The organism is Sandarakinorhabdus glacialis (assembly GCF_014643455.1).
Lineage (GTDB): Bacteria > Pseudomonadota > Alphaproteobacteria > Sphingomonadales > Sphingomonadaceae > Sandarakinorhabdus > Sandarakinorhabdus glacialis.
Map to the genome: position 1 here is coordinate 341,118 of NZ_BMJM01000002.1, position 14,622 is coordinate 355,739.

At 67.9% G+C, this 14,622-nt stretch carries 9 protein-coding genes; 5 read left to right on the forward strand and 4 right to left on the reverse strand.

Features of this window, described 5'->3' with window-relative positions:
• Window positions 1-104 precede the first annotated feature (104 nt).
• The 3 genes from IEW98_RS04535 to IEW98_RS04545 all read right to left on the reverse strand — a co-directional run bounded on the left by IEW98_RS04535 (window position 105) and on the right by IEW98_RS04545 (window position 4,574).
• Window positions 105-932, reverse strand: a complete 828-nt coding sequence (locus IEW98_RS04535; RefSeq protein ID WP_188761725.1) for a 4-(cytidine 5'-diphospho)-2-C-methyl-D-erythritol kinase — start codon at window positions 930-932, stop codon at window positions 105-107.
• A gap of 41 nt (window positions 933-973) precedes the next feature.
• Window positions 974-2,644, reverse strand: a complete 1,671-nt coding sequence (locus tag IEW98_RS04540; protein ID WP_188761726.1) for a tetratricopeptide repeat protein — start codon at window positions 2,642-2,644, stop codon at window positions 974-976.
• Between the two features lie 280 nt (window positions 2,645-2,924).
• A complete protein-coding gene (locus IEW98_RS04545) occupies window positions 2,925-4,574 on the reverse strand; it encodes an electron transfer flavoprotein-ubiquinone oxidoreductase (protein ID WP_188761727.1) in 1,650 nt (549 codons plus the stop codon).
• A gap of 148 nt (window positions 4,575-4,722) precedes the next feature.
• Here IEW98_RS04545 and IEW98_RS04550 point away from each other — a divergent pair, with 148 nt between their 5' ends.
• The 5 genes from IEW98_RS04550 to IEW98_RS04570 all read left to right on the forward strand — a co-directional run bounded on the left by IEW98_RS04550 (window position 4,723) and on the right by IEW98_RS04570 (window position 11,770).
• Window positions 4,723-5,451 carry a uracil-DNA glycosylase family protein gene (locus tag IEW98_RS04550; RefSeq protein ID WP_188761728.1) on the forward strand — a complete coding sequence of 243 codons (729 nt, stop codon included), beginning with the start codon at window positions 4,723-4,725 and terminating at the stop codon, window positions 5,449-5,451.
• Window positions 5,448-7,346, forward strand: coding sequence for a lytic transglycosylase domain-containing protein (locus tag IEW98_RS04555; RefSeq protein ID WP_188761729.1), 1,899 nt, complete (start codon window positions 5,448-5,450; stop codon window positions 7,344-7,346). Before IEW98_RS04550 ends, IEW98_RS04555 begins: the two co-directional genes overlap by 4 nt.
• A complete protein-coding gene (gene moaB, locus IEW98_RS04560; RefSeq protein ID WP_188761730.1) occupies window positions 7,347-7,871 on the forward strand; it encodes a molybdenum cofactor biosynthesis protein B in 525 nt (174 codons plus the stop codon).
• A gap of 124 nt (window positions 7,872-7,995) precedes the next feature.
• On the forward strand, window positions 7,996-9,747 hold the full coding sequence (locus IEW98_RS04565; RefSeq protein WP_188761731.1) for a cation:proton antiporter domain-containing protein: 1,752 nt from the start codon (window positions 7,996-7,998) through the stop codon (window positions 9,745-9,747).
• Between the two features lie 214 nt (window positions 9,748-9,961).
• Entirely contained in the window at window positions 9,962-11,770 is a 1,809-nt protein-coding gene (locus IEW98_RS04570) for a DUF885 domain-containing protein (RefSeq protein WP_188761732.1), read from the forward strand.
• Window positions 11,771-11,898: 128 nt separating this feature from the next.
• On the opposite strand, the gene alaS is transcribed toward IEW98_RS04570, so the two are convergent.
• Window positions 11,899-14,547 carry an alanine--tRNA ligase gene (gene alaS / locus IEW98_RS04575; protein WP_188761733.1) on the reverse strand — a complete coding sequence of 883 codons (2,649 nt, stop codon included), beginning with the start codon at window positions 14,545-14,547 and terminating at the stop codon, window positions 11,899-11,901.
• Between the last annotated feature and the right edge of the window lie 75 nt (window positions 14,548-14,622).

The following is a 14,622-nucleotide window of genomic DNA, read 5'->3' on the forward strand; positions in this document are numbered from 1 at the left end:
AAACTCGCCGTGTTGCAATGCAGCATCAGCATTTTGCGCTAGGTTACCGCTAACGTCAAGCCGTTTTGCTGCATTGCGGCATAACGACGAACATGTCGCAGAAGCTAGAGCAATTCGCTCTCCGCCAGCCACCAACCACGCCTGCCCAGCGCTGCCGCCGCCGCTCGCCGCGCAGCTTTATCCGCATACATCGCCAGGCACGTCGCCCCCGACCCGCTCATCCGCACCAGCGTCGCCCCGCCGGCCGACTCGAGTGCGGCCAGTACATCACCGATGGCCGGTGCCAACGCCATCGCGGCCGCTGTCATGTCGTTCCGCAAACTATTCAGCGCCGCCCCCGGCTCGATCGGCCCGCGATCGATCCGGTCCCAACCAGCGAACACCGGCCCGGTCGGCACCGCCACCAGCGGATTGACCAGCAGTATCGGCATCCCGCCAAGGTCGTCCGGCCACGCCGCGAGCACCTCGCCCCGCCCGCTCCCGAAACACGTCCGCGACACTACGCACGCCGGCACATCGGCGCCCAGGTCCGCCGCCAGCGCCGTCAGCCGCGCCTCGGGCCACCGCAATCCCCAGAACCGGTTGAGCAACCGCAGCGCCGCTGCCGCATCCGCCGAACCGCCGCCAAGCCCTGCCGCTACCGGGATTCGCTTGTCGAGCGTCAGCGCCGCACCGTCGCCGATCCCCGCCGCCGCCGCGAGCGCCCGAGCCGCGCGCAAGACGAGATTGTCATCCCCCTGCCCCGCCGCCCCGGCAAACGCCCCCTCGACGACCAGCGACAATCCCGGCGCCGTAGCCACCGACAGCGAATCGCCGAACGCCGTGAACGCGAACACCGTCTCCAGATCGTGATAGCCATCCGCCCGCCGCCGCCGCAGGTGGAGCGCCAGATTGACCTTGGCAGGCGCGGCTTCTGTATCGAAATGGCTCATTGCGCCGCCGCTGTCGCCCGCCCGGTCCGGCAAGGCAAGCTTCAGGACTTCGTCGCCGTCATCCCCGGTGCCGCATCGAGGCCATAGGCCAGCTTGCCGCGGATCGCCTCGCCCTGCTTCACCGACGGATCGAGATCGAGCGCCGCCCGCCAACGAAACCGCGCCTCGATCCGCCGCCCCACCCGCCAATAGGCATCGCCCAGATGCTCGGTCACCGTCGGGTCGGTCGGTTCGCGCTCACTGGCCTTCTCGAGCGACGCCACCGCATCGGCAAAGCGCCCCTGCCGGTACTGGCTCCACCCCAGCGAATCGATCACCCCGCCGTCGCCCGGCCGCAGCTTGGCGGCTCGCTCGACCATCCCCACTGCCTCGGGCGAGCTGATGCCGCGGTCGAGCATCGAATAGCCGAGGTAATTGAGCACCATCGGCTCGTCGGGGGAGCGTTTCAGTGCCTCGCGCAAATCCGCCTCCGCCTTCGGCCAGTCGCCGGCGCGCTCCGCCATGCTGCCCCGCAGGAAATACAGCCCCCAGCCGGCATCGTCCTGCCCCGCCACCGAAATCGCGCGCGAATAGGCGGTGATCGCCTCGGCATGGCGGTCGGCGCGGCGGTGCCAGTCGCCGAGCCGGGTCCAGTCGTCGGCGGTCGCAGCGGGCGAATTCGTCGCCGCACTCAGCAACACGCCCGCATCCTTGTCGCGCCCCAGCCGCTCGAGCGTCTCGGCGCGCCGCAGCTTCGCCGTTTCGAAAAGCGGGTCGTTGTCCGGCACCTGGGCATAGGCAGTCAGCGCCGTCTCGGGCTGTTCCGAGCGCGAGAGCACATCACCGGTGATCAGCCAGGTCGCCGACAATTCCGGCGCCAGGAATGTCGACACCCGCGCGAACAGCAGCGCCAGCGGCACCGGCTTCTCGCGCGACAGGTCCGACGCCAGCCGCGCCATCATCCAGGCAATGCCCCGCCGCGGATCGGGCGCCAGCGCGCCGATGCGCTTGCCCGCGTCCAATCGCGCCCGCGCCGCTTCGACGACCGTATCTTCGCCGCTCAGCAATTTCAGCGCCCCGGCGCGGTCGCCGCCCATCGCCAGCGCATCGGCCTCCCCGGCACGCAGGAAGCTGATCCCCGCACCCGTCCCCGCGCGCAGTTCGGAATACGCCGCCGCCGCTTCGCTCCACCGCCCATCGGCGGCCAGCATATGCGCGCGCTGCTCGGCGATATAGGCGCGCGCAAATCCGCTGAAATTGACCGGGTCGAGCTTGGCCAGCCCCGCGGCCGCATCGCCGCTGCCGAACAACACCCAGGCATCGACGATCGGCTCGACGACCGCTGCATACCCCGCATTGGCGATCTTGCTCCGCGCCAGCGTCGCCGACTTCCAGTCCTTGCGCAGCACCGCATCGGCCAGCCGCACCATCTCGACATCCGAATCCCCGGCGCCCGCGGCCACCAGCTGCTTCGCGAGGTCGGTCGCCCGCGGCCGGTCGCCGGCAGCTACCGCCAGGTCGAAAGCTCGCCGCGCCAGCGCCGGCCGGCCGGGGTCCTTGGAACGCGCATCGTCGAAATATGCAGCCGCCCGGCCGAGCGCATCGTCGGACGCGGCATAGCGGCCGAGGACATAGCCGTGGAGGGCGGATTCGCTCGGCGCGAACTCGGTCTGGCGCGCGGCTGCCGGTGCGGCAGCGGCAGTCAGGAGCAGCAAGGCGAGGGTGCGATACATCTTTCGAGATTGCCGTTTATTGAGCGCCAAGTCGAGCACCCCTTGTCCTCCCCCTCAAGGGGGGAGGCGACTCGCCCCTTGGCGAGCGGGTGGGGGTGGTCCCCTGTCGGCGTGGAGGACGCTAGCGAGCCAGCAAGCAAGGCAGCAGCAAGCAAGGAAGCACATGGGCAAAGCCCATGCCGGCATCGGACGAGTTCAGCGCGCTTCGCTCGCGCTGCCTCGCCGGCCGAGCTTGCGCGAGTCCGCAGCCCGGCTTCGCCATGCTGCCGGCCGCGCTGCGCTACATATTCGGATAATTCGGCCCGCCGCCGCCCTCCGGCACCACCCACACGATATTCTGCGACGGATCCTTGATATCGCAAGTCTTGCAATGCACGCAGTTCTGCGCGTTGATCTGGAACCGCGGCTCGCCTGTTTCCTGCCCGACGACCTCGTACACCCCCGCCGGGCAATACCGCTGCGCCGGCTCGTCCCAGATCGGCAGGTTCACCGCGATCGGCACCGAAGCATCCTTCAACGTCAGATGGATCGGCTGGTCTTCCTCATGGTTGGTGTTCGACAGGAACACGCTCGTCAGCTTGTCGAAACTGAACACGCCATCGGGCTTGGGATAGGCGATCGGCTTCGAATTCGCTTTCGTCCGCAGCGACTTGTAATCTGGGTGATTCTTCATCGTGAACGGCAGCGTATAGCCCAGATACTCCATCCACATCGTCACCCCGGCCAGCCCGGTGCCCACCAGCGTGCCGAACTTCTCGACCAGCGGCAGGGTGTTGCGAACGATCTTCAGCTCCTCGTAGACCCAGCTTTTATTGTAGGCCTCGGGATAGGCAACCAGCTCGTCGCTCGTCCGCTGGCTCGCGATCGCGGCGACGGCGGCCTCGGCGGCCATCATGCCGCTCTTCATCGCGGTATGGCTGCCCTTGATGCGCGGCACGTTGAGGAAGCCGGCGCTGCAGCCGATCAGCGCGCCGCCCGGGAAGGTCAGCTTGGGCACTGATTGCCAGCCGCCGTCGTTGATCGCCCGCGCCCCGTATGAAACCCGGCGTCCGTTCTTCAGGATTTCCTTGATCGCCGGATGCGTCTTCCAGCGCTGGAACTCATCGAACGGCGACAGATACGGATTGGCATAGTTCAGCCACACCGAGAACCCGAGCGCCACCTGCCCGTTCGCCTGGTGATACAGGAACCCGCCGCCATTGGCTTCATCAAGCGGCCACCCTTGCGTATGCACAACCTTGCCCGGCACATGCTGACCGGCCGGAATGTCCCACAATTCCTTCAGCCCGATGCCGAAGATCTGCGGCTGGCTGTCCTTGTCGAGGCTGAAGTGCCGGATCAACTGCTTCGACAGATGCCCGCGTACGCCCTCGGCAAAGAACGTGTATTTGGCATGAAGTTCGAGCCCCGGCTGCCAGCTGTCCTTTCGCGTCCCGTCGCGCGCGATGCCCATGTCGCCGGTCGCCACGCCCTTGACGCTGCCATCGTCGTTCCACAGCACCTCGGCCGCCGCAAACCCGGGGAAAATCTCTACCCCCAGCGCCTCGGCCTGCCCCGCCAGCCAGCGGCACAGATTGCCCAGCGAGACCGTGTAGCAACCCTTGTTGTTCATGAACGGCGGCATCAGCCCGTGCGGAAACTCGTACTTTTTGCCCTCGGTCAGGATCCAGTGATGGTTCTCGGTCACCGGCACCGTCATCGGGCTGCCGAGGTCGCGCCAGTTCGGTAGCAACTCGTCCATTGCCCGCGGATCGACCACCGCGCCCGACAGGATATGCGCCCCGATCTCGGAGCCCTTCTCCAGGATGCACACCGAAAGTTCCAGCCCGGCATCGGCCGCAGCCTGCTTGGCACGGATAGCCGCGGCGAGCCCGGCAGGGCCACCACCGACAATCACCAGGTCATAGGGCATCGATTCACGGTCACTCATCAATTTGCCTTTGCTTCGTCCCCGCCGCCACCCGTCCCGTCGTCAACAGCGCGTTACATCGTGGCTTTGCCATGATTCACCAGATAAGCGAGGCGTTCGGGCTTGACCAGTGGCACTGCCGCCGCACAGTGGCGATGTGGACCACGGATTGTCACAAGTTGCGGCAGTCGATGCAGCATCCGCGCTGGCCTGGCTGGTCGCGGCCGGCGCCGACGCGGCTGTCACCGATGCCCCGCGCAACTGGCTCGCCGCCCCGCCGCCGCGCCCGGACGTCCCTGGCCCTGCCCCCGTCGCCATCGCTGCCATGCTCGGCCAGCCGGTCGCGATCCCCAGGGCCGACACCAGCCTCTCCGCCATCCCCGACTTCGCGGCGCTCGAAGCCGCCCTGCTCGCCTTCGACCACCCGCTGCGCCGCATCGATATCGCCCCGCAACTCCTCACCGGGAACATCGCCTCGGGTACAATCATCCTCGGCGACCAACCCGAATCGCCCGGCACACCGCAGGCCGCGCTCACCGGGCGCATGCTCGCCGCCATCGGCCTTGCACCCGGCGATTGCGCCCGCGCTCACCTCCTGCCCTGGGCCACGCCCGGCGAACGCCCGCCCCGCGACGCCGAAGTCAGCGCCTTCGCCCCGTTCCGCGCCCGCGCTCTCGCGCTCGCCGCCCCTCGCCTGATCCTCGCTTTCGGCGAGCGCGCCGTCTCGCTCTCCGGCGAGGCCCGCGGCATCGCCTCGGCGCGCGGCAAATGGCTGGCCATCGATGGCATCCCCATGCTGGCGATCTTCCACCCGCGCCAGCTCCTCACTCAACCCGAACTCAAGCGCCTCGCCTGGGCCGATCTCCAGGCTTTCGAGGCGCGGCTGAAAGCCCAATGATGCGCACCACCCTCGCCCTTACCCTACTCCTCACGGCGGCTCCGCTTCTGGCTCAGCCCGCCATCGTCACCGAACCCGGCGACACGATGCTGACCGTCACCGCCGAGCGCCCCGGCATCACCGCCCGCCAGCGCGCCGTTCCGTCCCAGCTTTCCCCCGGTGACCGTGCCACCTACGCCCGCATTTTCCGCGATATCGACGCCGGCCGCTATGGCCCCGTCGAGGCCGCTCTTGCCGCAATGAATGGCGGCCTGCTCACTGAAACCGCCCGCGCCCAGCTGATGGTCGCCCGCGGCCTCGGCAAGCAGGACCGCGCCGAACTCGCCTCCTGGCTCACCGCCAACCGCGACCTGCCGCAAGCCCAGCGCATCGCCCAGCTCGCCGAAAAACTCCCCGGCGCCGATACCGCACCGCTGCCGCTGATGCCCTATGTCCGGCCCTTCCGCCGCGCCGCTTACACCGCGCCGCCCGTCGAATCCGGCCCCATCGACGCCAGCTCCGGCGCCGTCATCAAAGCAATGCTTGCCGCCGACAACAACGCCGCCGCCGAATCGCGCTGGCTATCCGACCAATCGCAGCTCTCCCCTGTCTCCCGCACCCAATGGGCCCAGCGCATCGCCTGGAGCGCCTATGCCGCCAACGACAACGCCACCGCCCTGCGCCTCGGCCTCGAAGCCGCCAAGGGGCCGGGCTTCGGCGCCGGGCAATACGCTGCGCTGGGTGCCTGGGTCGCCGGCCTCGCCGCCTTCCGCACCAGCCAGTACGACACCGCCGCGAAAGCCTTCGACACGGTCGGCACCAAGTCCCCCGCCGGTGACCTCGCCGCCGCGGCCGCATACTGGGCCAGCCGCGCGCACCTCGCCGCCGGCCGTCCCGAACTCGTCGCGCCGCGCCTCGAGATCGCCGTCAAGTCGCCCAACAGCTTCTACGGCATGCTCGCCCGCCGCGGCCTCGGCCTCACCGCCACTCAGGACTGGGCCGAGCCCGATTTCATCACCGCCGACTGGAATTTCCTCAAGACCATCCCCGGCGCCCGCCGCGCTGCTGCGCTCATCGAGATCGGCCAGATCGGCCTCGGCGATCGCGAGCTCCGCTACCTCGCCCAGACCGCGCCCGAGCCCGCCTACCCTGCCCTGCTCCGCCTCGCCGCGCGCCTCGAACTCCCCGCCACCCAGTATCAGCTCGCCGTCCGCCCCCCGATGGGCATCGAGGCGCCCCTTTCCGCCCGCTACCCCGCCCCCGACTGGGTCCCGGCCCGCGGCTGGCGCGTCGATCGCGGGCTGGTCTTTGCCCACGCCCTCCAGGAATCGACCTTCGTCACCACCGCCACCAGCCGCGCCGGCGCCAAGGGCATCATGCAGCTCATGCCCGGCACCGCCAAGCAGGTCAGCCGCGAAATGGCCACCGCCGCCCTTACCGAGGGCGCCGCCGCCGTGGTCGGCGACCTGACCGATCCCGCCTTCAACATCGAAGTCGGCCAGACCTACCTCGAGGCATTGCGCGACATGAGCTACACCCAGGGCCTGCTTCCCAAGGTCGTGGCAGCCTACAACGCCGGGCCGGGCTCGGTGCAGAAATGGAATGCCACCCTCGACGACCGCGGCGACCCTTTGCTGTTCATCGAATCGATCCCGTTCAAGGAAACCCGCCACTATGTCGAAGTGGTGCTCCGCAACTACTGGATGTACGCGCTGCGCGACGGCGTGAAGCCCGCCAGCATGGACGCCCTCGCCGCCAATCTCTGGCCAAAATTCCCCGGGATGCCCGGCGCACCCGGCATCAAGCGCAGCGCCCAGCCGCTCCCGCCGCGCGTCGCTCCGGTCATCCCGACCCTGCCGGTCACCCCGAACCTGCGCATCGACGAGGACGACGACGTCACCGTGGCCACCCTCTAGATGCCGATCGATCCCGACCGCACTTTCATCCCCATCAGCATCGCCGTGCTGACAGTGTCGGACACCCGCGGCCCCGAAAACGACACCTCGGGCGACACGCTCGTCGCCCGGCTCACCACCGCCGGCCACAGCCTCGCCGCCCGCACCATCCTGCGCGACGATGTCCCAGCGCTGGTCGCCCAGTTCAACGCCTGGATCGACGACCCGCTCATCGACTGCATCATCTCGACCGGCGGCACCGGCGTCACCGGCCGCGACATCACTCCGGAAGCGCTCGCCCAGGTCCAGGAAAAAGAAATCCCCGGCTTCGGCGAGCTCTTCCGCTGGCTCAGCTTCCAGACCATCGGCACCTCGACGATCCAGTCCCGCGCCTGTGCCGGTGTCGCCCGCGGCACCTACATCTTCGCCCTCCCCGGCTCCACCGGCGCCGTCAAGGACGGCTGGGACGGCATCCTTCGCGACCAGCTCGACAGCCGCCACCGCCCCTGCAACTTCGTGGAACTCATGCCTAGGCTACAAGAGTAACTTGTCCTCCCCCTAGAGGGGGGAGGTCGAGAGACGCGTCTTCGCGGCCCGGGTGGGGGTGTCTCCCCTCCCCGAAAAAACCCACCCCCTAGCCATCCCCGCCCAAGCTGCCATCCTCCCTCCAATGGCGCTCCACGAATCACCCTCCTTCAACGACATCTTCATCGTCCTCGGCGCCGCCGGGCTCGTCATTCCCGCCTTTGCCGCGCTCCGCATCTCCCCTGTGGTCGGCTTCATCCTCGTCGGCATCCTCGTCGGCCCCAACGCCCTCGGCGCCCTTGTCAGCGACTTTCCCTGGCTCCGCGCGATCACCATTTCCGACGCCTCGGCCCTGTCCGCCCCCGCCGAGATGGGAATAGCGCTGCTGCTCTTCGCCCTCGGCCTCGAGCTTTCGGTCGACCGCCTCCGCGTCATGCGAAAGCTGATCTTCGGCCTCGGCGCCGCCCAGCTGGCCGCGTGCGGCGCAGCGCTCGCGCTCCTCCTGCTGCCCTTCGACCTCGGCCTCGTCGCCACTGCCGCCATCGCGGTGTCGCTGTCGCTGTCCTCGACCGCGGTCGGCCTCCAGATGCTGTCCGCCAGCGGCCGCATGAGCAGCCACGCCGGCCGTACCGCCTTCGGTATCCTGCTGTTCCAGGATATCGCCATCGCCCCGCTGCTGCTGCTGTTCAGCGCCGGCACCGCCGCCGGCGGCTTCCTGTCGAGCATCGGGCTCAGCCTGCTCGCCATCGGCGGCATCGTCCTCGCCAGCCGCCTCGTCGTGCCCACGCTCTTCCTCCAGGCCGCACGCACCCGCCGCCCCGAGCTTTTCCTCGCCGCCGCGCTCGTCGTCCTCATCGGTAGCGCCGCAGCATCGGCCAGCGTCGGTCTCTCGCCCGCGGTCGGCGCGCTGGTCGCCGGCATCATGCTCGCCGAAACCGAATATCGCCGCCAGATCGAGGCCGCCATCGCGCCGTTCCAGGGCCTGTTGCTCGGGGTCTTCCTGATCTGGGTCGGCATGCAGCTCGACTTGTCCGCCATCATCGCGCAACCGCTGCTGGTCGTCGGCGGCGTCGTTGCCGTCTGCGCCATCAAGGCGCTGGTCATCCTGGTGCTGATGCGCCGCTTCGGCAATGGCGGCGGCGTCGCCGGCCATATCGCCATGCTGCTCGCAGCCCCGTCCGAAACCAGCCTGATCCTCATCGCTGCCGCCACCGCCGCCGGCATCATCGGCGGTCCCGTCGCCGGTGTCGCGCTGCTCGTCTGCGGCCTTTCGCTGGCCATCGCGCCGCTGCTCGGGTTGGTGGGCCAGCACCTCGAAACCCGCCACGGCCCCGATAGCGAGACCAGCGACGAACCCGTCGTTCCGGACCGTACCGTCATCATCGGCTTCGGCCGTGTCGGCCGCGTCGTCGCCGACATGCTGGAGGCGCATGGCCAACCCTATCTTGCCGTCGACAGCGACCCCGACGAAGTCATCCGCCTCCGCCGCGCCGGCAAGCGTGTGGTTTATGGCGACGCCCGCCGCCCCGAACTCCTCGATCGCCTCGGCCTCGACACCGCGCGCGCCGTCGTACTCACCATCGACGCCGCGCAAAGCCTCGGTACCCTCGTCCGCCTGATCCGCGAGCGACACCCGCAACTCTGCGTCGTCGTCCGCGCCCGCGACGCCGACCACGCCAGCCAGCTTTACGCGCTCGGCGTCACTGACGCCGTCCCCGAAACCGTCGAATCGTCGCTGCAACTCGCCGAAGCCGTCCTCGTCGACCTCGGCGTGCCGATGGGCCCGGTGATTGCCTCGATCCACGAAAAACGCGCCGAGCTCCGCAGCTGGATCAAGGGCACCGACGAGGAGCCCGTCCGCATCAGCGCGGCAAGGCGGAGACGCAAAGCGACGTGACCATCTTTTCCTCCCCCTCGAGGGGGGAGGCGACTCGCGGCTTCGCGAGCGGGTGGGGGTGGCCCCCCGTCGGAACAGGCACCCACAACCGCGAACGCTCCTTTCTCCTCATCCTCACGCGGGAAAGCGAGTCGCGCTCTCGGGCTGACCTGACGACCCGGCTGGCGATAGCCTGCGCCCTCGCCTAGATTGTGCAAAACGCCAGGAGCCCCACATGAACCGCCGCCAACTCCTCCAGACCGCCGCCGCAACCACCCTCCTCGCCGCCCCCGCCCTCGCCGCCACCACCACCGAAGACGCGAAACTTGCCGCGCTCCTCGAAACCTTCTGGCAGGAAGATCTCGACACCAGTCCCCAGCAAGCCACCGCGCGCGGTCTCGATGTCGGCCCCCGCGCTGCCCAGCGCGGACAGCTCGATGACGAAAGCCGCGCCGGCCGCGACGCCTGGATCGCCTCGCGCGGCAAGCAATTCGCCCGCCTCAAGGCCATCGACGCCACCCGGCTCTCGCCTGCCGCGCGCATCGATCACGATGTCGTCGCGTGGCGTACGAAAGCCATCTCCGAAGGCGGGCAGCGCTTCAAGTTCGGCGACTCCGCCGGCGGCTATGCGCCCTATTCGCCCTACATCCTCAGCCAGTTGACGGGCCCCTATCAAAGCACCCCCGAGTTCCTCGAAACCAGCCACCCCGTCGCCAACACCGCCGACGCCGAAGCCTGGCTGTCGCGCCTTACCGCCTATGGCAAGGCGATCGACGATTCGACCGATGCATTCCGCACCGACAGCGCCGCCGGTGTGCTCGCTCCCGATTTCATCCTCGATCTCGCCATCGCCCAGCTCGAAACCCAGCGCCGCGAAAGCCCCGAAACCACCAAGGTCACCACATCGCTCGCTCGCAAGGCCGCTGCCGCCGGTATCGCGGGCGACTGGACCCGGCGCGCCGCCGCCATCGTCTCGGCGACCGTCCACCCCGCTCTCGACCGCCAGCTCGCCGCCGTCCGCGCCGCGCGAGCCGGTGCCAAGCCCGATGCCGGCGCCTGGAAACTGCCGGTCGGCGAAGCGTTCTACGCCGGCGCCCTTGCCTTCCAGACCACCACCGATCTCAAGCCCGACGCCGTCCACAACCTCGGCAGGGCCCAGGTCGCCGAACTCACCGCGCGCCTCGACACGCTGCTGAAGGCACAGGGCATGTCGCGCGGCAGCGTCGGCGAACGCCTCAACGCGCTGGGCGCGAGACCCGACCAGGTCTGGCCGAACACCGACGCTGGCCGCGCCGGGTTGCTGGCTTCGCTCAACGTCCAGGTCGCCGAGATCCGCAAGCTCCTGCCGCGCATCTTCGCCACCATCCCGACCTCGCCGGTCGAAGTCGTCCGCGTCCCCGCCGATATCGAGGCCGGCTCGCCCGGCGCCTATGCCAGCATCGGCTCGGCCGACGGCGCCCGCCCCGGCCGCTTCTACATCAACCTGCAGAACACCGCCGAACGCCCAAAATTCAGCCTGCCCACGCTGACCTATCACGAGGCATTGCCCGGCCATAACTGGCAAGGCGCCATCGCTCGCGACGCCGGCGCCCTCCCCGCCGTCCGTCGCTATGGCGGCAATTTCGCGGCATACGGCGAAGGCTGGGCGCTCTATTCCGAAGATCTCGCCGAGGAACTCGGCGTCTATCAGGCCGACCCGCTCGGCCAGATCGGTCACCTCCAGTCGTTGCTGTTCCGCGCCGCGCGCCTCGTCGCCGACACCGGACTCCACCAGAAACGCTGGACCCGCGACCAGGCCACCGATTATTTCGCCGCGACCACCGGCTACCTCCGCAGCCGCGCCCAGCGCGAAATCAACCGCTATTGCGTCTGGCCCGGTCAGGCCTGCTCATACAAAGTCGGCCACAATGAATGGACCCGCCTCCGCCGCGCCGTCGAGGCAAAGCAAGGCAGCAACTTCGACATCAAGGCCTTCCACGAAGTCCTGCGCATGGGCCCGATGCCACTGACCGTCCTCGCCAAGGCCATCATGGACCGCGCCTGACTAAATAACCTTCGTCATGCTGAACTCGTTTCAGCATCCATTGCCGCGCAAAGCGCAGTTCGACCCGCATGACGTCGATCTGGCCGCCAAGCCCGCAGGAGCCCGGCAACAAGCACGCCCGAATCCTGCTACCCCGCCAACGCTGCCCGAACCGCTGCGATCGCCTCGCCCGCCTTGGCACCATCCGGCCCGCCAGCCTGCGCAAAGTCAGGCCGCCCGCCGCCGCCCTGGCCACCCAGCGTTGCCGACGCCACGCGAACGAAATCCACCGCCGAGCGCGTTTCCTTCAAATCGTCGGTAACCCCGACAGCAACCGAGGCCCGCCCCTCATTGACCGCGACCAGCACGACAACGCCCGATTGCAGCGATTTCTTGGCCTCGTCGATCATCCCGCGCAGGCTCTTGGGATCGAGCCCATCTAGCACCTGCCCGATGAACCCGACGCCGCCGATGCTTTCCGCCGCAGCCGCACCGCCGCCGGTCGCCGGCCCGGCCATCGCCAGCGCCTTCTTCGCATCGGTAAGCTCCCGCTCAAGCCGACGCCGCTCCTCGACCAGCGCTTCGACTCGTGCCGGCAACTCCTCGGGCCGCACGCGCAGCGCCGCCGCCGCCGTCTTCAACAGTTGTTCCTGCTCGTCCATGAACAACCGCGCCGCCTCGCCGGTCAGCGCCTCGATCCGCCGCACGCCGCTCGCCACCGCGCTCTCGCCGGTGATCTTGAACATTCCGATATCGCCGAGCGCATTGACATGGGTGCCGCCGCACAATTCGGTCGAATAATTCACCTCGTCGTCGCCGCCCATGCTGAGCACGCGCACTTCCTCGCCGTATTTCTCGCCGAACAGCGCTAGCGCCCCGGCCTCGATCGCCGCGTCGGGCGTCATCAACCGCGTCGTCACCGCGCGATTGCCGCGGATCTGGGAATTCACCTCGGCTTCGACCACGGCGATGTCTTCCGACGTCAACGCACGCGCCTGGCTGAAATCGAAACGCAGCCGGTCGGCCGCCACCAGCGATCCCTTTTGCGTGACATGCTCGCCAAGCCGGTGCCGCAGGGCCGCGTGCAAGAGATGCGTCGCCGAATGATTGGCACGCAGCCGCGTGCGCTTTTCGCCATCGACACTCAGCGAAATCGTGTCGCCGACCGCCAGACTACCCGAGATCACCGTGGCACGGTGCAAAATCACCTTGCCAAGGGCTTTCGACGTCTCCGCAACGGTCGCCATCAAGCCACCATCGCCCAGGATTCGCCCGGAATCCCCCGCCTGCCCGCCCGACTCACCGTAAAACGGCGTCTGATTGGTGACGACATCGACGCTCGCACCAGCCTCGACACGGTCGACCTTTTTGCCGTCCTGGACCAGCGCCGTTACCTGCGCCTGCCCGACCAGACCCGAATAGCCGGTAAATTCAGTCGCTCCGTGCGCCTCGACGATGTCGAACCAGACCGTATCCGAAGCCTTCGCCCCCGACCCCGTCCAGGCCGCCCGCGCCGCGCGTTTTTGCTCGGCCATCGCCAGATCGAACCCGACACGGTCGACAGCCCGGCCCTGTGCCCGCAAGGCATCCTCGGTCAAATCATAAGGAAAACCAAAGGTATCGTACAGCTTAAAGGCAACTTCGCCGGGCAAGGTTACGCCCTCGGCAAGCCGTCCGGTGGCCTCGTCGAGCAACCGCAAGCCATTGACCAAGGTTTGCCGAAACCGCGTTTCCTCGAGTTTCAGCGTCTCCTCGATGAGCGCCTGCGCCCGCGCAAGCTCGGGGAACGCAACGCCCATTTCGGCCACGAGCGCCGGCACCAGACGATACATCAACGGCTCGGCAGCCCCCAGCAGATGCGCATGCCGCATCGCCCGCCGCATGATCCGCCGCAGCACATAGCCCCGGCCCTCGTTCGAAGGCAGCACGCCATCGGCAACCAGGAACCCCGACGCCCGCAAATGGTCGGCAATAATCCGGTGCGAAGCCGTTGATTCCTTTGAGTCCGCCGGCTGCGTCCGTTCCTCGCTGGCGCGGATCAATGCCTTGAAAGTGTCGGTGTCGTAATTGTCATGGACACCCTGCAACACCGCAGCGATGCGCTCCAGCCCCATGCCGGTATCGATCGACGGCCGCGGCAAGTCGAGCCGCGTCGCAGCGTCGACCTGCTCATACTGCATGAAGACGAGATTCCAGATCTCGACAAACCGGTCGCCGTCCTCGTCAGGACTGCCGGGAGGCCCACCTGCAATATGATCGCCATGATCATAGAATATTTCCGAGCACGGCCCGCATGGCCCGGTATCGCCCATCGACCAGAAATTATCATTGGTCGCGATCCGGATGATACGTTCCTCGGGCAAACCGGCGATCGACTTCCACAGCGCCGCTGCCTCGTCGTCGGTGTGATAGACGGTGACGGTCAACCGGTCGGCCGGGATGCCCCACTCCCGGGTCAGCAACGTCCAGGCATGTTCGATCGCGTGCGGCTTAAAATAATCGCCAAAGCTGAAATTGCCCAGCATTTCGAAAAACGTATGATGCCGAGCCGTATAGCCGACATTGTCGAGATCATTGTGCTTGCCGCCGGCACGAACGCATTTCTGCGACGACGCAGCCGTCACATACGGACGGCTTTCAAGACCGGTAAAGACGTTCTTGAACGGCACCATGCCGGCGTTGACGAACATCAGCGTCGGGTCGTTCTGGGGCACCAACGGCGCCGATGGCACGACCCGGTGACCGGCCTTGCCGAAATACTCGAGGAAGCTGCGGCGAATATCGTTGGTGGAAATCATCTTCGGCACTTAGGCGACCGGGCTGCGATGCTCAAGAGCAGCGACACCTGGACCCGCCACATTCAACCCAACCGA